Raw genomic sequence first — 21,566 nt, forward strand, 5'->3', positions numbered from 1 at the left:
CCTTACGCCGGCATGATCTTGCAGAGAGTCGCCTTGGTCTCCTGCATCTGGGTAACTGAATCGTAGCCATAGGTCTGGGCCGTGTTGGAGGATTCCCCCAGCACGATCGGATCGGCCCCGTCAGGATATTTCGAGCGCAGATCCTCGCCCTCGAAATGTCCGCCGAAATGGAAGGGCATGAAGGCCACGCCCTCGCCAACCCGTTCGGTCACCATCGCCATGACCTTGACCTTGCCGCCCTCGGGGCCTTCGAGCCAGACCTGATGGCCGTCCCGCACCCCCAGGTTATTGGCATCGCGGGGATTGATCTCGACGAACATGTCCTGCTGCAACTCGGCCAGCCAGGGGTTGGAGCGTGTCTCATCGCCGCCGCCTCGTATTCGACCAGCCGGCCCGAGGTGAGGATGATCGGATAATCCTTGGAGAAGTCGTTCTTCTGGATCGAGGCATACATGGTCGGCACACGCCAGAAGGTCTTGTCCTCATAGGTCGGATAATCCGCCACCAGGTCGCGGCGATTGGTATAAAGAGGCTCGCGATGCAGGGGCACCGGATCGGGGAAGGTCCAGACCACGGTACGGGCCTTGGCATTGCCGAACGGTGCGCAGCCATGCGCGATCGCCACGCGCTGGATGCCCCCTGAAAGATCCGTTTTCCAGTTTACGCCTCCGATCTTGTCGGTCCAATCGGATGGGTATTCGCCAGTTTGCGATTGTTCGCCCACTTCGGCGTCTGCCGCCGGGAGTTCTTCAACGAACCCGGCAACATACTCGATCATTCGCCGTTCATAGGGCGTCAGGTCGCCATCCCAACCCAGGTCCTGGAGCATCTGCATGGTGAACTCGGGATAACCGTCCTGGATCTCCGATCCTGCCGAATAGACCCCTTCTGCCAGCAGGTTGTCGCCGTCGCGCTCCACCCCGAAACGGGCGCGGAAAGTCAGCCCCCCCTCGGCCACGGGGATCGACATATCGTAAAGCAGGGCGGTGCCCGGATGGTTCATCTCGGGCGTTCCCCAGCAGGGCCATGGCATGCCGTAGAAATCCCCATCCGCCGGACCGCCCACGGCACGCAGGGTCGTGCGGTCGAATGTATGCTGGTTTTCCATGTGCAGCTTCAGCCGCTCGGGCGATTGGCCGGTATAACCGACCGTCCACATGCCCCGGTTGAATTCCCGGGTGATGTCCTCGATGCTCGGCTCTTCGCCATCCATGGCGATATTGCGGAACATCCGGTCTGCAAAGCCGAACTTCTTCGCGAATTTCGCCATGATGACATGGTCGGGCAGGCTCTCGAACAGCGGGGCGACGACCTGTTCGCGCCATTGCAACGACCGGTTGGAGGCCGTGACAGAGCCCCGCGTCTCGAACTGGGTCGAGGCGGGCAGCAGGTAGACCCCGTCCTCGCGGTCATGCAGAACCGCCGAAACGGTCGGATATGGATCGACCACGACCAGAAGGTCGAGCTTTTCCATCGCCGTTTTCATTTCCTTCAGCCGGGTCTGCGAATTCGGGGCGTGACCCCAGAACACCATGGCCCGCGTATTGTCTGGCTGTTCGAGGTTCTCCTTGGCTTCAAGCACGCCGTCGATCCAGCGGCTGACCGGGATTCCCGATTGCTCCATCATGGGAACTTCCGCGCCGTCCGCCCCCTCCATGCTGACGAAACGGCCCTTGAGCCAGTCAAGTTCTTCTTCCCAGACCCGCGCCCAATGCGCCCATGCCCCCGGCGTCAGCCCGTAATAGCCGGGCAGCGTGTCGGCCAGCACGCCAAGATCGGTCGCGCCCTGCACATTGTCATGGCCGCGGAAGATATTGGTGCCGCCGCCCGCGACCCCCATATTCCCGAGCGCGAGCTGAAGGATGCAATAGGCCCGCGTGTTGTTGTTACCGTTGCTGTGCTGGGTGCCGCCCATGCACCAGATCACCGTGCCGGGACGATTATTCGCAAGCGTCCTTGCCACCCGTTCCATCTGGCTGCCGGGAACGCCGGTGACCCGCTCGGTCTCTTCCGGCGTCCAGCGGGCGACCTCTTCGCGGATCTGCTCCATTCCCCAGACACGGGTGCGGATGAACTCCTTGTCCTCCCAACCATTCTCGAAGATATGCCACAAAAGCCCCCAGACCATCGCCACGTCGGACCCGGGCCGGAAGCGGACATATTCGTCCGCATGGGCCGCCGTCCGTGTAAAGCGGGGATCACAGACGATCAGCGGGGCGTTGTTCTCTTCCTTGGCCTTCAGCACATGCAGCAGAGAGACCGGATGCGCCTCGGCCGGGTTGCCGCCGATGATGAAGATCGCCCGCGAATTGTGGATATCGTTGTAGGAATTGGTCATGGCGCCGTAGCCCCATGTATTCGCGACCCCCGCAACCGTGGTCGAATGGCAGATCCGGGCCTGGTGATCGACATTGTTCGTGCCCCAGTAGGCGGCGAACTTGCGGAACAGGTAGGCCTGTTCATTGCTGTGCTTGGCGCTGCCCAGCCAATAGACGCTGTCCGGCCCGCTTTCGTCGCGGATCGCCATCATCTGGTCGCCGATCTCATCGATCGCCTGATCCCATGTGATCTTCTTCCACTCGCCGCCTTCCTTCTTCATCGGATATTTCAGGCGGCGCTCGCCATGGGCATGTTCGCGGACCGAGGCGCCCTTGGCGCAATGCGAACCAAGGTTGAACGGGCTGTCCCAACCCGGTTCCTGCCCGATCCAGACGCCATCCGACACCTCGGCCATGACCGTGCAACCGACAGAGCAATGCGTGCAAACGGATTTCTTGATCTCGACGGCCGTTTCGGCAGCGGTCTGCGCGTTTGCCCTGGTGATCGAGCCGCCCGTGGCCGCGATTGCCGTCAATCCGCCGATCGCCAGCCCCGAGCCGCGCAGGAAGGCGCGGCGATCAACCGAAGTATGGCCCACCTCGGAAAGGATACTTGCCCGCAGGGGGCGCCGTGCAACCCCGTTGGTCTTTTTCCTCAACATCTGTCATCTCCCTTGCTGGCTTCGCCGCGAAGGCGTTGCTTGCTGGTCGGTTATACCCTTCCCGTCCGTTCAGAACCGGGCAGAGTTGTAATAGGCGCGGGTATGCGCGGTATCCTGCATCCTGTCCGATGACAGGTCGGCTTCATTCGCCTCTGCCTCCGTTCCACCGGCCAGGGTGGCGACCGCCGCGATGGGCGCCGTCGTCCCGGCCAGTTTCAGGAAGTCGCGGCGGCTGGTCGCCTCGTCGCTTTTCCCGGTCATAGAGATTCTCCCCTGTTGTCCCGGCGGCTGTCCGCCGGCGATGACGATTGCAAAGCGCCCATGCGGAACGCCTCGGCTTCGATTTCCATGAATGCCCTGCCGATCCTGCCGACCGGGGCATAGAAGACCGCGTTCCCGGCAGCTTCCAGATCGGTGAAGAAATGTGCCGCCCATGGCGCGATATGCCGGTTGAAGAAATCCCCTTGCGTGGCCAGATCGGCCGGCGCGGAAAACTGGCCGGAGATCAGCGCGCCCATCATCTCCATCAGGCTGGCGATATTGTCCTCGGGTTCGAAAACATTCTCGGCCCGGGCAAGACCCTGCGCGGCCATGTCCCGCCGCAACATCGCCAGCGGCTTCTCGTTCAGGAAACCGGTCAGGTAATAGCTGGCATAGGGCAGCAGCTCACCCCGGCCCAATCCGATGAAGAGCCGGTTATACTCGGCCTCGACAGTCGCCTGACCGGTCCGCCGGGCGAGTTTCGCCAGCGCGATCGTGGCCCGGCCGATCTCGCTGTCATCGCCGGTCAGCCCGGCGATCTGCGGCAGTAACGCCGCGTCGGGTGGACGCGCCAATACAAGGCCAAGGAAGTTATACAGATCGGCCCTCAGGCGATCTTCCTCGGCGATCCGGATCTCGCGGGCGACATTCATTCGTCGATCATCCATCTTCGGTTGCCTCGAACCGGAAACTCATCCGACGCCGGACCGCCATCGCTTCGGAGGGCTGCGCCTCCTCTTCCGGCGATGGGCAGACATTCTGCTCCGGCGGGGATTCCGGCAGGGGTATCGCCGCCTCATCCGTCCCGGCAGCTGCAACAGGCGCTATCCGGTCCGCCCCGGCCCCGTCACGGGCCGCCGACATCGCCTCTACATGAGCCAGCAACCCCTTGCCCACCTGGTAACTGGTCTGGAATGGCTTGCCCGCAGATGCGCTGACAGTAAAATCATCCGCATAATCGACCAGCCCGTCAAGATTGGCCAGCACCGGGTTCATGGTCCAGAGCCGTCGCAACGCCTGCTGCTTGAGCCGCTGCGGCAAGGCCGCGCGCAAATAGCGGCGAACCATGTCGGCACCGTCTATGGCCTCCGGCGCAGGCAAACCCAATTCCTGCAACAGTTCCTCGTCACTGCGTTCAGCAAGCTCTGCCTCTTGCGCCGCCTGTTCGGCGGCACAGGCCGCCGCATCCTCTGCGCGCGCCTCGGCCTCGACGGCGGCCTTTCGACGTGCCCAGAAACCGCTCACGACAACCGGCTCCGCATCAGGCGTGGAGAGGCGTAGACATCGGCGGCCTTGCCGATACGCGGGTCGCCGATGCCGTCCTGGCGCAGATCGACCCGCCGCTTGTCCCGCTGTCGCTTCACGAAGGACTCGCCCCTGTGAAACAGATCAACGAATTCCCCGACCCAGGCAACCAGCCCCGGTGTCATCGGCACTTTCTCGACGATGTCCTCTGCACTGTCGGAATAATCCTGCGCCTCGAAAGGCGAGGCCGTCACCAGCAGGATATCGAATGGATGCTGGCCGAGAACGGGCCGCATGACCACGTAGACACTCGGGATGCGGGCGGCCAATCCATGCATATATGCCTCGGTCTCGGCGGCATAGAGTTCCAGGGTCCGGGTGGCGGCATGGTATTCGATCACATCGCCGTCGCGGCGCAATTCCCGCCAGTCGGCCGAACCCGCCCCGGGCAGGACCGCCACGGCCTTCCAGGACCACCTCGCCCAACGGGTCACACCCGGCGTCCGGCGGAGCACAATCCCAAGCGGTATGGCGCGATTGCTTTTCGGGCTGACCGACACGGCAGTTATTCCTCCCAGGCCGATACTATGCTCTGCGACATCGGATGAGCAAAGGAAAATCTTCACAATTTCTGCCTTGTCCGGGAATTTTCGTCCCGCGATTTCGAGACGAAGGAGCTTATGCGATACTTTCCTCAACCCGAGTCTTTTCGTGCGAATTCGCGCCTCGCGAATCGGGCCGGGCCAAGTTGCCGATCCGGCCGAAACCGGTTGTATGCCGTGGCGATTTGGGTCTAGCCTTGGCTTGACCGAATGCTCATCCGGCCGTGAAACGGTCCGTTCGGCGAGGAATACGACATGGTCAAGACACTGGTAACATGCGATTGTTCAGGCAGCCAGACCATCGACGCAAAGGCGCTCTCGCAGGCGACCGGTCTCAAGATCGCTCCGCCCTGTTCGGCGCTGTGCACCACTCGGTTGCAACTGGCTGCGGATGCACTGGCCGATGGCGACGCGATTTTCTGCTGCACCCAGGAATCGCGCAGCTTCGAGGCGCTGGCGGCAGAGCTGGGCGTTGATCCCGCACCACTGCTGGACCTGCGCGACCGCGCTGGCTGGTCGGACGATCCGGCAAGCAAGCTGCCCAAGATGTCAGCCCTGATTGCAGAGGCCCTGCTGCCCGCGGCACCGGAGAAGGCCCTTGATGTCGTCTCCGAGGGGCTGTGCCTTATCCTCGGCCCGCCGCGTATCGCGCTTGAGGCGGCCACGCAGCTCTCCGACTATCTCGGTGTGACCGTCCTGCTTGAGGATGCGAAGGATATACCCGACACGCGCGATTTCGACCTGATCGCCGGCAAGCTTCGCCAGGCCAGTGGAGCCCTTGGCGGGTTCCGCGTGACAATCGACGCCTTGCAACAGCTTGAACCGGGCGGACGGGGTGGCTTCACCCTGGCGGCCCCGCGGGACGGCGGCATGTCGGAATGCGACATTATCCTTGATCTGCGGGGCGGCACGCCGCTCTTTCCCGCGCATGACAAGCGCGAGGGCTATCTGCGCGCCGATCCCGGTCATCCCGCTGCGGTGGCGGCGGCGGTACTGGCGGCCTCCCATCTTGTGGGCACATTCGAGAAACCGCTTTATGTCCGGACCGAGCCGCTGCTATGCGCCCATTCCCGCGCCGGTCAGACCGGCTGCACCCGCTGTCTCGATCTCTGCCCGACGGGGGCGATCAGGCCCGATGGCGATCATGTCGCGGTCGATCCGATGATCTGCGCCGGTTGCGGCGCATGCTCTGCCGCCTGTCCTTCGGGCGCCATAGGATATGACGCGCCGCCGGTCGATCTGGTCTTTCGTCGGGTTCAGACCCTGGCGAAAGCCTATCTCGATGCCGGTGGTATGGCGCCGCGCCTGCTGGTCCATGACGGCCACGGTGCCGAGATGATCCGCCTTTCGGCCCGCCATGGGCGCGGATTGCCCGCCGATGTCATCCCGCTTGAAATCAGGGCCATCGGTGCCTTCGGCCATGCCGAGGCGGTTGCGGCGCTGGCGGCGGGATTTGCCTCGGTGAGCCTCCTTCCCGGACCGGGAGCGGATCGCGATGCATTGGCCGCGCAAGTCGCGCTGGCGCAGGTCATCGGCGGCGGGGACCGTGTGCATCTTCTGGACATCTCGGATCCCGACGCCATGTCCGACAGGCTTTACGACGAGATCGCTCCCGCACCGGTGGCAAGCCCGGTCCGTCCCATGGGCACAAGACGGCAGATCACCCGGCAGGCGGCCCGCGCCCTGCATCCGGGCAAGCAGCAGCTTGCCCTGCCCGATGACGCCCCCTATGGCGCGGTGCTGGTCAATACCGAGGCCTGCACGCTTTGCCTGTCCTGCGTCTCGCTTTGTCCGTCGGGGGCGCTTGGCGACAACCCCGACCTGCCGCAGCTTCGCTTTCAGGAGGACGCCTGCCTGCAATGCGGCCTTTGCGCCAATATCTGCCCGGAGGATGCGATCGGCTATGAACCCCGGCTCGACCTTACTGATGCCGCGCTGAGCCAGCGGGTGCTGCACGAGGAAGAACCCTTCGCCTGTATCGAATGCGGTGCGCTGTTCGGGGTGAAATCGACCGTCGAACGGATTACCGAAAAGCTGCGGGGACATGCGATGTTTGCAGGCGATGACAAGCTGCGGATGATCCAGATGTGTGACAATTGCCGCGTGAACGCGCAGTATCATTCCCAGAACAACCCTTTTGCCCAGGGAGAACGTCCGCGCCCACGCGTCACTGACGACTACCTGAGCAAGCGGCGCGACCACTGAAAGGAAGATCGAATGACCGACGATGCAAATATGTCCATGCGCAAGTTCCTGAAACAGGTCGGCGTCACCTCGCAACAAGCCATAGAAGAGGCGATGCGCGGGACCGACACGGCGGGCAAGAGCTTTGCCGTCAAGGCCGTCATCACCATCGACGAGCTTGGATTGCGCCATGAGGTGACCGGCGAGATCAAGGGACAGGACTAGGCCGTGCCGATCAGCCGAGAGGCGGTGCTCGCTGTCCTGAAATCCGTTGCCGATCCGATCGCGGGCGGCGATATCGTCGCCAGCGGCGTGATGCGTGCGCTCAACGTCAACGAGGCCGGTGCCGTTCGCTTCGTCCTTGAGATACCCCCCCGCCATGCCGAGGCCTATCAAGCAGTCAAGGCCAGAGCCGAGGCAATATTGCAGGCGCAAGAGGGGGTGACGGGCGTGTCCATCGTCATGACCGGGCATACCGAGAAAGCTCCACCGGAACTTCGCGCCCGCAAACCCGAGCCGGCAGGACCGGAGCCTATCCCCGGCATCGCCCGGATCATCGCCGTCGCCAGTGGCAAGGGCGGTGTGGGCAAATCGACCGTTGCGGCCAATCTGGCCTGTGCCCTGGCGCAACAGGGGTGGCGTGTCGGGTTGCTGGATGCGGATGTCTACGGCCCCTCGCAGCCTCGGATGCTGGGCGTCTCGGGCCGCCCGGCCAGCCCGGACGGCAAGACCATCCTGCCGATGCGCAATCACGGCGTCACCATGATGTCGATCGGGTTGATGACCAACGAGGACCAGGCCGTGGTCTGGCGTGGCCCGATGCTGATGGGCGCATTGCAGCAGATGCTGACACAGGTGCAATGGGGCGCGCTCGATATCCTGCTGGTCGATCTGCCGCCGGGGACCGGTGATGTCCAGATGACGCTGTGCCAAAAGGCGCAGGTTGACGGCGCGATCATCGTCTCGACTCCGCAGGACATCGCGTTGCTGGATGCCCGCAAGGGGATCGACATGTTCCGCCAGATGAAAGTGCCCATCCTGGGCATGGTCGAGAACATGAGCACGCATATCTGCTCACGATGCGGCCACGAGGAACATGTCTTCGGGCATGGCGGCGTGGCGTCCGAAGCCGCGAAGCTGAATGTTCCCCTGCTTGCCGAGGTGCCGTTGGATCTGCAAATCCGGCTGGCCTCGGATGGCGGCGCCCCAATCACCGTCAGTCAGCCCGACAGCGCACAGGCGAGGGCGTTTCATGACATTGCCTCTGCGCTCGTCACCAGGGAGGTGGCGTGACTGCGGTCGAGGACCTTTCCTTTCCCCCGCTGCTGCGGGGTGAGTTGGCAACCGGCGATGCCATCCGGCATGCCTGCCTGCGCGCCGCCGAAGGCTGCGATGCGGGGCTGGTCTGTTACCGGCTGGCTATGGATGAATTGCAAGCCGCCCTCGTCTTTGCCCCCGAAGTGCCGTTGGCGCAGGCCATGGCGATGTTGCCGCTATGCGGGGTCGGGTTTCAGAATGCCCTCGGCGCCCTCGCCCCGCCGGAGATCGCGGTTCACCTGGACTGGGACGGCGGCATCCGGATCAACGGTGCAAGCTGTGGCCGGTTCCGGGCGATTTCCCCGGGAACTGACCCTCGGGCAGTGCCCGATTGGCTGGTGATCGGTTTCACCCTGCCGCTGATCCCCGCCACCGACCGCCCCGGAGACACGCCCGACCGCACATGGCTCTATGTCGAAGGTTGCGCCGATCTTTCGCCCGCCGCCTTGCTCGAGGCCTGGGCGCGTCATTGCCTGAACTGGATCGCCCGTTGGGAGGATGAGGGCAACCGTCCCCTGCATGCCGATTGGGAGGCGCTCGCGCATGGGCTGGGAGAGCAGACCAGCCAATCCGGGCATCACGGCGTCTTTGTCGGGATCGACGCGGATTTCGGCATGCTGCTGCGTGACGGTGACAGCACCCATCTGATCCCGCTCACCGATCTGCTGGAGGCCGCCCCGTGAACCTTGCCCGAGCAATCCATTTCGACGAAAGCGATCAGCGCGTCTATGGCAACCCGGCGAGGACCGGGGAATGGTGCATTTCCGGCGCTTCGAGTTCTCCGACTGGACCGAAGCCGATCTGACCGGCAAGGCGCGGCAGGCATTCGCCAATGGCTGGCTGGGGCTGGAAACCGGCGGTCGGGTGACCTTTGTCGCGGTCACCGCGGTCGAGCCGTCCGAGGTAGCCGCCCTGACCGATATGCTGGCTGAGCATTTCGTCACCTATTACGGCGCCCCCTCGGTAGATCAGGCCCGCCCGGTCGCCGCCGAGGAAATCGCCCAGATGGCCGATCTATGCGCGGATCATCCACCCAATACCCTGCTGACCGTCGCCCGTGAGCTGACCCAGGCCGGGGTGAGAGAGACCTATCGCGTCATCGAGACCAGGGAAGCCGGGCTGGAGCAATTCGCCATTCATGGCTCACCGGATGAGCCGGACTCCCCATAAGCCGATCTCGCGCGCTGGACATTCTCGCGCCCGCGCCCCGTCTCATCGCGCTTCGCCCCATCTGTCGCGGAAGATCAGGTCATCCAGGGGAAGCCGGGACGCCCAGCCCCGCGCCTGCAATTCGGGCTCCTCGTAAAGCTCCGCCACATGGCCGAGGCAGAGATAGGCGACGGGCATCACGTGATCGGGCAGATGCAGGATCGACCGCAGATCGGCGTCATCAAAGATGCTGACCCAACCGAGGCCGATCCCCTCGGCCCGCGCGGCAAGCCAGAGATTTTGCACCGCACAGACGGTGGAATAGATATCCGTGTCGCGGTTATGGGTCCGTCCCAGGACAACGTCCCCACCGCGTGAGCGGTCACAGGTAACGCAGAGATTCACCGGCGCCTCGGAAATACCTTCCAGCTTGAGCCGCGAATAAAGCGCGCGCCGCTCTGCCGGGAACAGCCTGACCGCGTCCTGATTGGCGCGTTCGAAAGCCTCCCGGATGCGCGATTTCACCGATGGATTCTCGATCACGATGAAATTCCAGGGCTGCATCAACCCGACCGAGGGCGCGTGATGCGCCGCCAGCAGCAACTGGCGCAGCAGATCGTCGGGGATCGGATCGGGAAGAAACTGGCCGCGGACATCGCGGCGGGTATGAATCGCGCGATACACCGCGTCACGCTCATCATCGGAAAATCGGCCCGCGGGGGCGGGGGCGGAGGATTGCTGCATGACATACTCCCCAGTCTCGGCAACATCGGCGACCCGCCCGTCGTCCGCACGGGAAAGGTCCATCCTGCCTGGCCGGTCTTCTGACTCGGTTTCTCGCGATGCGGCGCCTTCCCGACCGAAAGGTCAGTGGCCTTGCCGCACCATCCACCTCACAGCGTTGGGCACGTCGCGGATTCGCACCGCGTTCCCGATTCTCCCGGCCCTGCAAGGGGCCATGGCACCAGACGGACAGAGTCTAAAAGCCCCACCGCGCCGGGGCAAGCCACCGCGAACAGGTATTCGCTACTGGATATCCGCAGCGCGCGCGGCACTGACCTCTTGCTCGGCCAGCGTCACGGCTTCGGTCAGCGCGTTGAAGGCTTCCTCGCCACCATCGACATTCTGCTTGAACCATTCGTAAACCGGCTCCGCCGCCTCCGCGAAACCCGCCTTCTCTTCGGGGGTAGGCACGTAAAGATCCCCGCCCGCCGCAACAAAATCCTTGTAAGCCTGAATGGATTTGCGCTTGGGGCTGGCGAAGGTGGCCTGCTGCAACTGGTAGAACCCGTCCACCACGACTTGCCGCATGTCTTCCGGCATGGCCATGAAACTGTCATTGGACATGAACCATAACGCGCCCATATAGGCGTGACGATCCAGCGTCATGTATTTCAGGCCGGCATCCGGGAATTTCATGTTCATGATATCGGTGATGCCGTTCTTGGACCCTTCGACCACCCCGGTCTGGAACGAGGTGAACAGTTCCGGCCACGGGATCGGTGTCGGAGCGGCCCCGAGGGCGCGAACCAGTTCCTGCGGCAGATCGGCAACCACCGTGCGGATCTTGAGCCCCTCCAGATCGGCGGAGGTTTGTACCCGGTGCTGGGTATTCGCAAAGTTGCGCCAGCCGCCGGTATTTCCGATTGTCATCAGGCGAATCTTGCCGCCGCTATCCTCCAGCGCCATGTCGCGAATCGTGCGGGTGAAATCCCCGCTCAGCACATGTTCGGCGATCCGGTCGTCCGACATGACATAGGGAAGATCCAGCACCTGGACATAGGGAAAGATCCCCGCCGCCCCGCCCGAGGTGGAGATGAAGATGTCGATCGAACCATCCGCGAGTCCCTGCAGGCATTCGGCCCCGTTCGAACAAAGCTGGGTGCCGATGAACAGCTCCACCTCGATGGCGCCATTCGAGGCCTTTTCGACGTAATCCTTGAACACGACCAGACCGTCGTAATCCTCGTCCTCCTCGTTGGAATTCGCGGTCGCCCGCAGCGTGTATTCGGCTGCCGCAGCCTGCCCGGCCAGGCCGAGCACGGCCATCAAGGCCAGCGAAGCACAAGTTCTCTTCAGCATGTTATCCTCCCTTGGATCGTATGTTCATCTTAATTCGCGAAGCCGGTCAGCCGTGGGATCGTCATCGACAGGCCGGGGATGAAGGTAACGAGGAGTATCACCAGAACCTCCATGAGCAGGAATGGCAGGATCGCCCTGGCGATCGTCTCGACCCGCTCGCCCGAGACCGAAGAGGCGACGAACAGCACAAGCCCCATCGGCGGCGTGGCCAGCCCGACGGTCAGGTTGACGCACATGATGACCGCGAAATGGATCGAATCGACGCCGAGACCGGTGAATACCGGACCCAGCACCGGGCCCAGGATGATGATCGCCGGACCGGCATCCAGGAACATGCCGATGACGAATAGCAACAGGTTGATCAGAAGCAGCAGGACCAACGGGTTCTCGGACAGGCCGAGGATGATGTCGGCAAGGATTTCCGGCGCGTGGGACAGGCTGACGACCGTCTTGAACGCCATCGCGGCGCCCACGAGCAACAATACCACCGCCGAGGTGGCGGCCGAGCGCGACAGGACATCGGGCAGATCGCGCAGACGCAGCGTGCGCATCACGAACATCCCGATCAGCACGGCATAGGCGACGGCAACGGCGGCGGCCTCGGTCGGGGTGAAGATGCCCAGAAGGATGCCGCCCATGATGATCACCGGCGTCATCAGCGGAAAGAACGCCTTGAGGCTGGCCTGTCCGCGCTGGCGCCAGCTCGTCCGGGCGCTGGCGACCGGGAAATCATACCTGTCGGCCATGATCCGGACCATGACCATCAGCGACAATCCGATCAGGATGCCCGGCACGATCCCGGCCAGGAACAGCGCGGCGACGCTTTCGCCCATCACATAGGCATAGATGATCATGATCCCCGACGGTGGGATGATCGGCCCGATCACGCTGGAGGCGGCAGTGATCGCTGCGGCGAAACGGCGCGTATAGCCCTGTTTCTCCATCGCCGGAATCAGCATCGAGCCGAGCGCAGAGGTATCGGCCACCGCCGAGCCCGACAGCCCCGCAAACAGCATCGAGGACAGGATATTCACATGCGCCAGCCCACCGCGAAGATGCCCCATCAGGGCCTGGCTGAACTCGACCAGCCGCAGGGTGATGCCGCCGCGGTTCATCAACTCGCCGGCAAGCATGAAGAAGGGGATGGCCATCAGCGGGAAACTGTCCATCCCGTTATAGAGATTGCGGTATAGCAGCGCGACATCGCGTTCCTGCTCGTTCAGCCACAGCATGATCCCCGGTGCGGCAAGAAGCCCGAAAAAGACCGGCAGACCGATCAGCAAGAGAAACAGAAAGAGCGGCAGGAACCAGATCAGCATCACTCGGCCTCCGCCATGGGAAGTCCCGGAATCGGGGCGAGATCGTCTTCATGGCCCAGCAATCGCAGCAGCGCTCGCAGCATCAGCTCGATATTCACGACGCTCAGCAGCACAAAGCCCGCGAAGACCGACATATACATCCAGGCAAGCTTGACCCTCACAGCCTGAAACCCGATCAGATCCAGCGGCAGTTTCAGCGAGGAGGAATTGAACAGCCAGCCCGAGCCTATATGATTCCAGCCCAGTTGCACCGCCACGGCCAGCACCGCGAAAGATATGATCAGCTGCACCAACGACAACGCGGCGGCGGCCCGCCGGGGCAGAGCATATTCCAGCATGTCGATCGCCACGAAACCGCCGCGCCGATAGGCTGCGGGCGCGGCAAGCCCGGTCATCCACAGCATCAGGAAACGCGCGGCCTCCTCGGGCCAGGGCAGGGCATTGTTCAGTACGTAGCGAAAGAACACCTGCAACAATATCGCCAGAACCATCACCGCGAGCGCGGTGGATGCAAGCACGACCCCGACCGCCAGCAGGCGGTTGTTGATCCAGTGCAGCACGGCCTGAACGGCCAGCAGAAACGAACCCATCTTCCCTCCCTGCCCGTTCCGCCGATCCTCCCCGGCTTCGGGCCGCACACCCTGGGACTCAGTCCCGGCGCAAGAATTCGCCCAGGCTCCCCCGATAGAAAAGCAGCGGCGCGCCATCGGTTGTCGAAGCCCGCATCACCTCTCCCACGACGATCATGTGATCACCTCCCTCATATGTCGCACGGCGCCTGCATTCGAACCGCGAGAGGCAACCTTCGATCAGTGGCACGCCCTGCTCGTTCCGGACCCAGTCCAGCTTGTCGAAAGCATAGGCCGAGCGGCTGAAACCATGGCAGATCTGCTCTTGCCGGTGCGACAGAACGTGGATCGCAAAATGCTCGGCCGCCTGGAAATGCGCGAAGCGGCGCGACGATTTCGCGGGAGACCACAGGACCAGCGGCGGATCCAGCGAAACGGAAGAGAAGCTGTTGACGGTCATTCCGACCGGCCCCTCACCCGAAGCCGCCGTCACCACGGTAATGCCGGTGCCGAAACGCCCGAGCGCATCGCGGAACTCACGGCTGTTTTCAGGGGATGGGGTGAAACTATGCATTGCTTGCATCGGATCCTGCGCCTCCTCAGGGCACGTCATGGCCATTGGCGAGGCTGTAAAGCTCAAACCAGGTTTCGCGATCCAGAACGACATCCATCGCTGCGGAAAGCGCCTTGATCCGGCCGAGATTATTGGTTCCCAGAACCGGAAGAATACGCGCGGGATGCCGCAAAAGCCATGCGATGGCAATCGCAGCCTCATCCATCCCCGCCTTTTGACCCAGTTCCGCCAGCCGGGCCCGCAGGGCACCGTGCTCACCACCGAACAGCGCCCCGCCGCCAAGGGGTGACCAGGCCATCGGCGGAATGCCGCGCTCCTGCATGAAGGCCAGGTCGCCATTGCGGAACGCGCTGCTGTCCAGAAGGCTCATCTCGACCTGGTTGGTGACCAGTTTCGTCTGCATCGCCGATTGCAGCAAAGTCCAGTCATGCAGCTTGAAATTCGAGACGCCGATGGCCCGCACCTTGCCGCTGGCCACAAGCCCGTCCAACGCGGCCCCGGTCTCGTGCTGATCCATCAGCGGGTCGGGACGGTGGATCAGCAGCAGGTCGATCCGCTCGATATTCATCTCGGCCAGCGAGCGATCCACCGATGCCTCGATATGTTCCCGGCTGGTGTCGTAATGCTGCACACGCCGGTTCGGAAACTTGTCCGAAACCAGGGCGATATCGCATTTGGTGACGATCTCCATCCGGTCGCGCAAGTCGGGCGCCGCCTTCAGCGCCCGGCCCAGCACGATCTGGCTTTCGTAATCGCCATAGATATCGGCCTGGTCAAAGCTGGTGATCCCCTGTTCGAGACAGGCCTCGATCTTGGCCCGAACATGTTTTTCGCCGGTATCCGCGTCATCTGCCAGACGCCACATGCCATAGACGATGCGGCTAAGTTCCAGATCGGCATTCAGGCTGACGCGTTCCATCACTTGCGCTCTCCAACTCCAAGGGGTGTGTCCGGCACGTTACCCGGCATCCGGCCATATTCATGCGGCAGCGAACAGGTCTCGATATGCGGCATGATCAATCGTCCGAAATGCTCACATTCCTCGATATGCGGATATCCGGAAAAGATGAAGGCCCGGATCCCCATCTTGCGATATTCCTCCAGCTCGCCCAGCACCTGGTCGGCCGAGCCGACCAGCGCCGCGCCGCAACCCGAACGGGCGCGCCCCACCCCGGTCCAGAGATGCGGCTCGATGAAGCCCTCCATATCCGCAAGCTCGCGGTTCCGGGCCTGGTGCGACACCCCAAGCGAGGCCGCGTCCAGCGCCCGGGCCCGGATCGCTTCGCCCTTCTCGTCATCCAGTTTCGAGACCAGTTCCCGCGCATATTCGCGCGCCTCGGCCTCGGTATCGCGGACGATCACATGACAGCGCAGCCCGTAATCCAGCCTGCGGTCATATCTTTCGGCCACCGCGTTGACGGCCTTCATCCGGCCCGCAAGCTCTTCCTTGGTTTCGGGCCACATCAGGTAGACATCGCAATGTTGCCCGCAAAGTTCCAGCGCCGGGGGGCTGTAGCCGCCGAAATACAGCAGCGGTCCGCCATTCTGCTGATAGGGCCTGGCCGGGTCGGTGGGGACGCCTTCGAAATCGTAGATCTCGCCCTTGTAGGTGATCTCGTCCCGCGTCCATGCCTGTTTCAGGATCTCGACCACCTCGCGCGAGCGCTGATAGCGATAGGCGCTTTCGGCCTTTTCGCCGGGAAAGTCCGAGCTGATGATATTCACCGTCAGCCGCCCTTTCAGCATATGGTCCAGCGTCGCGATGGTCCGCGCCAGCATGATCGGCTGCATCTCACCGCAACGCACCGCCGCCAGCAGGTTGATGCGTTCGGTGATCGGCGCACAGCCGGCAACGAAGCTCAGCGTATCCTGCCCGACCTGGTAGGAGGACGGGCAGAGGATATTGCGGAAGCCTTGCCTCTCGGCGGTTCTGACGATGTCCGAGCAATGCTCCCAACTGGAGCGCAGCGCACCGTCGGGCACCCCAAGGTAGCGATAATCGTCCGAACAAAGCGCGGAGAACCAGGACAGCTCAACAGCCCGCAAATCCGGAGACGCTATCGGAACCACGCTCATGCCCACTCTCCTCCGGTTAAATTTCCCCTTGCGTATCAGTCTTGATCATGTAGATCAATAGTGTATCAATTTGCATCGAAGGACAGATGGAAACGCATTCCGCCCTTCCCCTCTATCTCCAAATCAGCGAGCTATTGGCCCGCGAGATCGCCGCTGGCCATCTGCTTGACGGGGAAAAGCTGCCCCCTGAACGCGATATGGCCGCCAGGCTGGGCATTTCGGTCGGAACGCTGCGCAAGGCCCTGGCCGAATTGACGAGACAGGGATTGCTGGAACGGCGGCAGGGATCGGGCAATTATGTCAGTGCCAAGACCACCGCACAGAACATCTATGCTTTCTTCCGCATCGAATCCCTGCGGGGCGGTGGCTTGCCCCGTGCCACGCTTCTGTCGGTGAAACGGGTCCGCAAGCCCGCCGATCTGCCGCGTTTCGGGACATCGGATGAAGGTCACCGAATCCGGCGCCTGCGCTATCTGAATGACGATCCCTGCGTGCTTGAGGAAATCTGGCTGGATGGCAGCTATGCCGACCATATCACACCGGGGGATCTGTCCGAGTCGCTTTATCTCTATTACCGGGAAGAACTGAACCTCTGGATCGCGCATGTCGAGGACAGCGTCACCATTGGCAGGGTGCCGGATTGGAAACCGGAAGAATTCGAACCCGCCATCGGCGCGGATACCGGTTATTTCGAACGCATCGGCTATGCGCAGCACAATCAGCGTGCCGAATACTCGCGAAACTGGTTCGACACGACCAAGGCGCGTTACGTCGCGCGGATTAGATAGGATCAGAATGGCTCGGAAGGTGAATTACGGCATTATCGGCTGTGGCATGATGGGGCGCGAGCATTTGCGGAACATCATGCTCCTGCCGGATACGAGGATAGCGGCAATCTACGAACCGGATCAACAGATGCGCCGGGCTGCCGCCAAGATCGCACCCGAGGCCATGCTTGTCGATTCGACCGAAGCATTGCTGAATATCGAGGCGCTGGATTGCATCGTCATCGCCTCGCCGAACATGGCGCATGTCGGGCAGTTGGAGCAGATGGCCCAGCTCCGCCCCCTTCCGGTTCTGGTCGAGAAGCCGCTTTTCATCCATCCGGAAGATCGGCCCCGCATTGAAAAACTGATGCGCGATTACCCCGCCCCCATCTGGGTGGCGATGGAATATCGCTATATGCCGCCCATTGCGCGTTTTCTCGAACGGCTCGACGAGGCGACCGGCGGGCTGAAAATGCTGACCATCCGCGAGCATCGCTTTCCCTTCCTTCACAAGGTTGGCGCCTGGAACCGCTTCAATCGCAGCTCGGGCGGCACGCTGGTCGAGAAATGCTGCCATTTCTTCGACCTGATGAGGCTGGCGATCCGATCGGAGCCGGTCCGCGTGATGGCCAGCGCAGGACAGGCCGTCAATCATTTCGACGAAACATATGACGGAAGAACGCCCGACATCTGGGACAACGGCTATGTCATCGTCGATTTCGCCAATGGCGCGCGGGCGATGCTTGAACTGTGCATGTTCGCGGAAGGCGCGCGTTACCAGGAGGAAATCTCGGCCGTTGGACCTGCCGGCAAGATCGAGGCGCTGGTTCCCGGCCCCGGACGCTTCTGGCCCGGCCATCTGGGTCCACCGCCCATCGCGCAGCTGATCGAAAGTCCGCGTGCGCCGAGAGGGCCGGTTGCAATCGAGATCCCGGTTGATCCGGCCCTGCTGGAGGCAGGAGATCACTACGGCTCCACCTTCTATCAGCATCGGAGATTCAGGGCGGCCCTGTCGGGGCACCAGCCTGTCGAAGTGACCGCCGAAGACGGTATAAAGGCCGTATTGATGGGACTCGCCGCACAGGAATCCGCCGTGACCGGCAAGGCTGTCGATATGGACCAGGGCATCAGGTCGAAACTCCCGGAGATCTGCTAGCGCCAGAACCTGCTGATTTCAGTCGATGAGGGGCTGCCATGGTGACAAGGTGGCCGGAAAGCCGGACCTGCTGCCGATACCGCAGCGGATGCGGCCTGTCCCGGCCTTGCTTTCCAACAGCACATGGTTGGAGGAGCTGCCATTGGAGCATCATCGGATCAAGCGCCGATGGCGAAACCCATGACGCCGTGTGGCCGCGCGTCATGAGCATCCCATCCTGTCGTGCCGATTGGAAGGGCATTGACGCTGCCCTGCAAAGGCGGAACAAGAGGTCCGCAACGAAGGAGGGACGTTTCGCCATGATCAAGCATATCAGCCGCCGGGGCCTTTTCGCAGCCGCCATCAGCATCGCTGCAGCAACCACACCCGCATTCGCGCAGGAATGGCCCTCGGGTCCGTTGCATGTCTATGTCGGCTTCCCGGCAGGCTCCTCGCCCGACACGATTGCCCGGCTGATCGCGGATCCCTTGTCCGAAGCATTGGGCCAGCCCGTCGTCATCGAGAACAAGCCCGGCGCAGGCGGGGTAATCGGCGTGCAGCAGATGCTGGCGCAGAAGGACGACGGGCACAGTTTTGGCGTGACGATCAACGGTCCGTTGACGACCGCGCAACGGCTGATCCCGGATCTGGGCTATGATCCCGCCACCGATATCGCGCCGGTCGCCCTGATCGCGACGACCCCGCTGGTCCTGGCGGTATCCAGCGAGAATCCCGCCGAAGATGCCGCAAGTTTCATCGAGGCCGCCAAGGCCAGCCCCGGCGATATCAGCTATGGTTCGGTCGGCCAGGGATCGGGTGCGCATCTGACCGCGGAACTCTTTGCCAGCGAGGCGGGGGTCGAGCTGTTCCACATTCCGTTCCAAAGCTATGCCGAGGTCACGACCTCGATCCTGGGCGGCGAGATCGATTCCGGTTTCATGGCTCCGTCCGCCGCGCTCCCGCATGTCGAGGCGGGCAAGATGAAGATGCTCGGCATCACCTCGGCCGAACCCTTCCCGCAGGTTCCCGACGTGCCGGTGCTGGCCGGTCAGGCCGGGTTGCCCGATGATTTCCGCGCCGAGCTGTGGGATGCCTTCATCGCCCCCGCCGGAACCGATCCCGAGATCGTCGAGCGGCTGAACAGCGAAATCGTCAAGATCCTTGGAGACGCGGAGATTCAGGACAAGCTGCTGGCCATCGGCTGGAAGGCCGAACCAAGCACACCCGAGGAATTCGCCGCCCGGATCGAAGAGGATACGGCCCTTTGGGGCGCCGTGATCGACAAGACCGAAGCCCAGGAATAAGCAGCACGAGCGGATGCGGCGCGATTACCACGATATCCTGTGGGGCGGGTTCCTCGCCCTTCTTGGCCTTGGCGTGGCGGGTTATGCCGCCATCCACTACGATCTGGGCAGCCTTCGCCGGATGGGACCGGGATTCTTTCCGGTCTCGTTGGGGATGATCCTGGCAGCACTTGGCGCCGCCATCGCCCTGCCCGCCTGCTGGCGCAGGGGTGAGCTGCGACCCTTTGCCGGGCGCGAATTGCTGGGCATCATCGCCGCGCTGCTGCTGTTTGCCCTGCTGATGAACCGCGCCGGTATCGTGATCACAACGGCCCTGGTGACGCTGGTGGCCAGTGCCGCCGCGCCGCGGCCCGGCATCCTCTGGCGCCTTGTTCTGGCAGCAATCGTCACCCTGCTCACATGGGCGGTGTTCGTCCTGGCGCTGGAAATGACCATCCCCGTCTGGCCATGGAGCCGCTGACATGACGACACTCGAAGGTCTGGGCCATGGCCTGTCGGTCGCCTTGCAGCCGGATATCCTGCTCTACAGCCTGTTCGGCGCGCTTCTGGGCACCTTCGTCGGAGTGTTGCCGGGAATCGGGGCGATGGCCGCGATCACCCTGCTTTTGCCGATCACCTATTACATCTCGTCCGAGGCGGCGCTGGTCATGCTGGCCGGGGTCTATTACGGCGCGCAATATGGCGGTGCGGTCGCCTCGATCCTGCTGCGCCTGCCCGGAACGCCACAATCGGCGGTGACGACGCTGGACGGCTATCCGCTGGCCCGGCAAGGCCGGGCGGGCGTGGCGCTGTTCACGGCGATGATCTCGTCCTTCGCGGGCTCGATCCTCGGCATCGTGATACTGGTCCTGCTGGCCGGATGGCTGGCCGGCATGGCCACGGCATTCGGCGCGGCGGAGTATGCCGCGATGATGATCATGGGACTGGTCGCAGCATCGACCATCGGCTCTGCAAGGCCAAGCAAGAGCCTCGCCATGGTGGTCGTCGGCCTGATCCTCGGCTGCGTCGGCACCGACGTGAATTCCGGCGTGCAGCGCCTGACATTCGGGCGAACCGAACTGATGGACGGCATCAACCTTGTCGCGCTGGCGATGGGGCTGTTCGGCGTGGCCGAGGTCGTTTCGAATATCCGCGATGCCGACCGGCATGGTCCGCCCGACCGGGTCACGTTGCGGCAATTGATCCCGACGCGGCAGGATCTTGGCCGGATGGTCGCGCCGATCACCCGGGGCACCGCGCTCGGCGGCTTTTTCGGCGCATTGCCGGGCACGGGTTCGACGATCTCCTCCTTCCTCAGTTATGCGCTGGAGCGGCGTGTTTCCCGCAATCCCGAGCGGTTCGGCAAGGGCGCGATAGAAGGGGTCGCGGGACCGGAAGCGGCAAACAACTCGGCCTCGATCACCGCATTCGTCCCGACATTGACCCTTGGCATTCCCGGCGACCCGATCATGGCGCTGATGCTGGGCGCCTGATCATCCACGGCATCCAGCCCGGCCCGATGATGCTTGAAGCCCGGCCCGACATGTTCTGGGGGCTGGTCGCCAGCTTCGGTATCGGCAACCTGTTCCTGCTGATCCTGAACCTGCCACTGATCGGCATCTGGGTGTCGATGCTGCGCATCCCGTTCCGCTGGCTTTACCCGGCAATCATCGTATTCATCTGCCTGGGTGTCTATTCGGTGCGCGGATCGGTCTTCGACATCGCCATGGTCGCGGGGATCGGCGCCGTCGGCTATGCGCTGGCGCTGGCCTCGTTCAGCCCGGCGCTGCTGTTGCTGGGCTTCGTGCTCGGCCCGCTGATCGAGACCAACCTGCGGCGCGCCATGCTGATCTCGCGCGGTGATCCGATGATCTTCCTGGAACGTCCCATCGCCTGCGGTTTCGTCATCGCGACGCTTGGACTGATCCTGGTTCCGGTGATGAAAACCGTTCTGAAGGCCAAGGCCGACCGCGCCGCAACCTGAGCCTCTGCTTCACTTCGGCCATCGGGAAATCCGATCTTT

At 63.1% G+C, this 21,566-nt stretch carries 19 protein-coding genes, 3 pseudogenes and 1 riboswitch; of the genes and pseudogenes, 10 read left to right on the forward strand and 12 right to left on the reverse strand.

What is annotated here, in order from left to right:
• Window positions 1–2: 2 nt before the first annotated feature.
• The 5 genes and pseudogenes from A7A09_RS09070 to A7A09_RS09090 form a co-directional block, all read right to left on the reverse strand.
• Window positions 3–2,980: pseudogene (locus tag A7A09_RS09070) on the reverse strand (formate dehydrogenase subunit alpha).
• A gap of 69 nt (window positions 2,981–3,049) precedes the next feature.
• Window positions 3,050–3,241, reverse strand: a complete 192-nt coding sequence (locus A7A09_RS09075) for a twin-arginine translocation signal domain-containing protein (protein WP_106691109.1) — start codon at window positions 3,239–3,241, stop codon at window positions 3,050–3,052.
• Window positions 3,238–3,909 (reverse strand): TorD/DmsD family molecular chaperone, encoded by a 672-nt coding sequence (locus A7A09_RS09080; protein ID WP_245999242.1) that lies wholly within the window; start codon window positions 3,907–3,909, stop codon window positions 3,238–3,240. The genes A7A09_RS09075 and A7A09_RS09080 overlap by 4 nt, the downstream gene beginning before the upstream one ends.
• Complete coding sequence (locus A7A09_RS09085) at window positions 3,902–4,486, reverse strand: DUF3306 domain-containing protein (protein WP_106691111.1); 585 nt, start codon at window positions 4,484–4,486, stop codon at window positions 3,902–3,904. The genes A7A09_RS09080 and A7A09_RS09085 overlap by 8 nt, the downstream gene beginning before the upstream one ends.
• Entirely contained in the window at window positions 4,483–5,016 is a 534-nt protein-coding gene (locus A7A09_RS09090) for a DUF3305 domain-containing protein (RefSeq protein ID WP_106691325.1), read from the reverse strand. Before A7A09_RS09090 ends, A7A09_RS09085 begins: the two co-directional genes overlap by 4 nt.
• Window positions 5,017–5,343: 327 nt before the next feature.
• Here A7A09_RS09090 and A7A09_RS09095 point away from each other — a divergent pair, with 327 nt between their 5' ends.
• The 5 genes and pseudogenes from A7A09_RS09095 (at window position 5,344) to A7A09_RS09115 (ending at window position 9,759) form a co-directional block, all read left to right on the forward strand.
• A complete protein-coding gene (locus A7A09_RS09095; RefSeq protein ID WP_106691112.1) occupies window positions 5,344–7,293 on the forward strand; it encodes a 4Fe-4S binding protein in 1,950 nt (649 codons plus the stop codon).
• Window positions 7,294–7,305: 12 nt separating this feature from the next.
• A complete protein-coding gene (locus A7A09_RS09100; protein ID WP_106691113.1) occupies window positions 7,306–7,497 on the forward strand; it encodes a DUF6494 family protein in 192 nt (63 codons plus the stop codon).
• Window positions 7,498–7,500: 3 nt separating this feature from the next.
• On the forward strand, window positions 7,501–8,565 hold the full coding sequence (locus A7A09_RS09105; RefSeq protein ID WP_106691114.1) for an Mrp/NBP35 family ATP-binding protein: 1,065 nt from the start codon (window positions 7,501–7,503) through the stop codon (window positions 8,563–8,565).
• Window positions 8,562–9,272, forward strand: a complete 711-nt coding sequence (locus A7A09_RS09110) for a biotin/lipoate--protein ligase family protein (RefSeq protein WP_106691115.1) — start codon at window positions 8,562–8,564, stop codon at window positions 9,270–9,272. Before A7A09_RS09105 ends, A7A09_RS09110 begins: the two co-directional genes overlap by 4 nt.
• Window positions 9,269–9,759, forward strand: a pseudogene (locus A7A09_RS09115) (DUF6505 family protein). Before A7A09_RS09110 ends, A7A09_RS09115 begins: the two are co-directional and overlap by 4 nt.
• 42 nt (window positions 9,760–9,801) lie before the next feature.
• Here A7A09_RS09115 and bluB read toward each other — a convergent pair.
• The 7 genes from bluB to A7A09_RS09150 form a co-directional block, all read right to left on the reverse strand.
• Window positions 9,802–10,482: a 5,6-dimethylbenzimidazole synthase gene (gene bluB, locus A7A09_RS09120; RefSeq protein ID WP_106691326.1), complete on the reverse strand. Its 681-nt coding sequence runs from the start codon at window positions 10,480–10,482 to the stop codon at window positions 9,802–9,804.
• A gap of 53 nt (window positions 10,483–10,535) precedes the next feature.
• Window positions 10,536–10,722, reverse strand: a riboswitch (cobalamin riboswitch).
• 42 nt (window positions 10,723–10,764) lie between these two features.
• The gene (locus A7A09_RS09125) at window positions 10,765–11,820 is read right to left on the reverse strand and encodes a TRAP transporter substrate-binding protein (protein WP_106691116.1); all 1,056 of its coding nucleotides are present in this window, start codon (window positions 11,818–11,820) and stop codon (window positions 10,765–10,767) included.
• 29 nt (window positions 11,821–11,849) lie between these two features.
• Window positions 11,850–13,139, reverse strand: a complete 1,290-nt coding sequence (locus A7A09_RS09130) for a TRAP transporter large permease (RefSeq protein ID WP_106691117.1) — start codon at window positions 13,137–13,139, stop codon at window positions 11,850–11,852.
• A complete protein-coding gene (locus tag A7A09_RS09135) occupies window positions 13,139–13,729 on the reverse strand; it encodes a TRAP transporter small permease (protein WP_106691327.1) in 591 nt (196 codons plus the stop codon). The genes A7A09_RS09130 and A7A09_RS09135 overlap by 1 nt, the downstream gene beginning before the upstream one ends.
• A 58-nt stretch (window positions 13,730–13,787) precedes the next feature.
• Window positions 13,788–14,282, reverse strand: coding sequence for a flavin reductase family protein (locus A7A09_RS09140; RefSeq protein WP_170167060.1), 495 nt, complete (start codon window positions 14,280–14,282; stop codon window positions 13,788–13,790).
• Window positions 14,283–14,307: 25 nt separating this feature from the next.
• On the reverse strand, window positions 14,308–15,201 hold the full coding sequence (locus A7A09_RS09145; RefSeq protein WP_106691118.1) for an aldo/keto reductase: 894 nt from the start codon (window positions 15,199–15,201) through the stop codon (window positions 14,308–14,310).
• Window positions 15,201–16,358 carry an LLM class flavin-dependent oxidoreductase gene (locus tag A7A09_RS09150; RefSeq protein ID WP_106691119.1) on the reverse strand — a complete coding sequence of 386 codons (1,158 nt, stop codon included), beginning with the start codon at window positions 16,356–16,358 and terminating at the stop codon, window positions 15,201–15,203. The genes A7A09_RS09145 and A7A09_RS09150 overlap by 1 nt, the downstream gene beginning before the upstream one ends.
• Before the next feature lie 86 nt (window positions 16,359–16,444).
• Here A7A09_RS09150 and A7A09_RS09155 point away from each other — a divergent pair, with 86 nt between their 5' ends.
• The 5 genes and pseudogenes from A7A09_RS09155 (at window position 16,445) to A7A09_RS09175 (ending at window position 21,527) form a co-directional block, all read left to right on the forward strand.
• Window positions 16,445–17,146 (forward strand): GntR family transcriptional regulator, encoded by a 702-nt coding sequence (locus A7A09_RS09155; RefSeq protein ID WP_106691120.1) that lies wholly within the window; start codon window positions 16,445–16,447, stop codon window positions 17,144–17,146.
• A 7-nt stretch (window positions 17,147–17,153) separates the two neighbouring features.
• Window positions 17,154–18,281: a Gfo/Idh/MocA family protein gene (locus A7A09_RS09160; RefSeq protein WP_106691121.1), complete on the forward strand. Its 1,128-nt coding sequence runs from the start codon at window positions 17,154–17,156 to the stop codon at window positions 18,279–18,281.
• A 299-nt stretch (window positions 18,282–18,580) separates the two neighbouring features.
• Window positions 18,581–19,564, forward strand: a complete 984-nt coding sequence (locus tag A7A09_RS09165; RefSeq protein ID WP_170167061.1) for a Bug family tripartite tricarboxylate transporter substrate binding protein — start codon at window positions 18,581–18,583, stop codon at window positions 19,562–19,564.
• A gap of 13 nt (window positions 19,565–19,577) precedes the next feature.
• Window positions 19,578–20,024 (forward strand): tripartite tricarboxylate transporter TctB family protein, encoded by a 447-nt coding sequence (locus A7A09_RS09170; protein ID WP_106691123.1) that lies wholly within the window; start codon window positions 19,578–19,580, stop codon window positions 20,022–20,024.
• 1 nt (window position 20,025) lies between these two features.
• Window positions 20,026–21,527 (forward strand): annotated as a pseudogene (locus tag A7A09_RS09175) (tripartite tricarboxylate transporter permease).
• Window positions 21,528–21,566: the final 39 nt, after the last annotated feature.

Origin of the sequence: Paracoccus methylarcula (genome assembly GCF_003007735.2) — a bacterium.
GTDB classification, from domain to species: Bacteria; Pseudomonadota; Alphaproteobacteria; order Rhodobacterales; family Rhodobacteraceae; genus Paracoccus; species Paracoccus methylarcula.

Bases quoted from the DNA above. Each gene is read 5' to 3' on its own strand.
- A7A09_RS09100 (WP_106691113.1), top strand. From the start codon at position 7,306: ATGACCGACGATGCAAATATGTCCATGCGCAAGTTCCTGAAACAGGTC.
- A7A09_RS09130 (WP_106691117.1), bottom strand. From the start codon at position 13,139: ATGCTGATCTGGTTCCTGCCGCTCTTTCTGTTTCTCTTGCTGATCGGT.
- bluB (WP_106691326.1), bottom strand. From the start codon at position 10,482: ATGCAGCAATCCTCCGCCCCCGCCCCCGCGGGCCGATTTTCCGATGAT.
- A7A09_RS09075 (WP_106691109.1), bottom strand. From the start codon at position 3,241: ATGACCGGGAAAAGCGACGAGGCGACCAGCCGCCGCGACTTCCTGAAA.
- A7A09_RS09080 (WP_245999242.1), bottom strand. From the start codon at position 3,909: ATGGATGATCGACGAATGAATGTCGCCCGCGAGATCCGGATCGCCGAG.
- A7A09_RS09135 (WP_106691327.1), bottom strand. From the start codon at position 13,729: ATGGGTTCGTTTCTGCTGGCCGTTCAGGCCGTGCTGCACTGGATCAAC.
- A7A09_RS09145 (WP_106691118.1), bottom strand. From the start codon at position 15,201: ATGGAACGCGTCAGCCTGAATGCCGATCTGGAACTTAGCCGCATCGTC.
- A7A09_RS09165 (WP_170167061.1), top strand. From the start codon at position 18,581: ATGATCAAGCATATCAGCCGCCGGGGCCTTTTCGCAGCCGCCATCAGC.
- A7A09_RS09140 (WP_170167060.1), bottom strand. From the start codon at position 14,282: ATGCATAGTTTCACCCCATCCCCTGAAAACAGCCGTGAGTTCCGCGAT.
- A7A09_RS09155 (WP_106691120.1), top strand. From the start codon at position 16,445: ATGGAAACGCATTCCGCCCTTCCCCTCTATCTCCAAATCAGCGAGCTA.
- A7A09_RS09095 (WP_106691112.1), top strand. From the start codon at position 5,344: ATGGTCAAGACACTGGTAACATGCGATTGTTCAGGCAGCCAGACCATC.
- A7A09_RS09160 (WP_106691121.1), top strand. From the start codon at position 17,154: ATGGCTCGGAAGGTGAATTACGGCATTATCGGCTGTGGCATGATGGGG.
- A7A09_RS09150 (WP_106691119.1), bottom strand. From the start codon at position 16,358: ATGAGCGTGGTTCCGATAGCGTCTCCGGATTTGCGGGCTGTTGAGCTG.
- A7A09_RS09170 (WP_106691123.1), top strand. From the start codon at position 19,578: ATGCGGCGCGATTACCACGATATCCTGTGGGGCGGGTTCCTCGCCCTT.
- A7A09_RS09125 (WP_106691116.1), bottom strand. From the start codon at position 11,820: ATGCTGAAGAGAACTTGTGCTTCGCTGGCCTTGATGGCCGTGCTCGGC.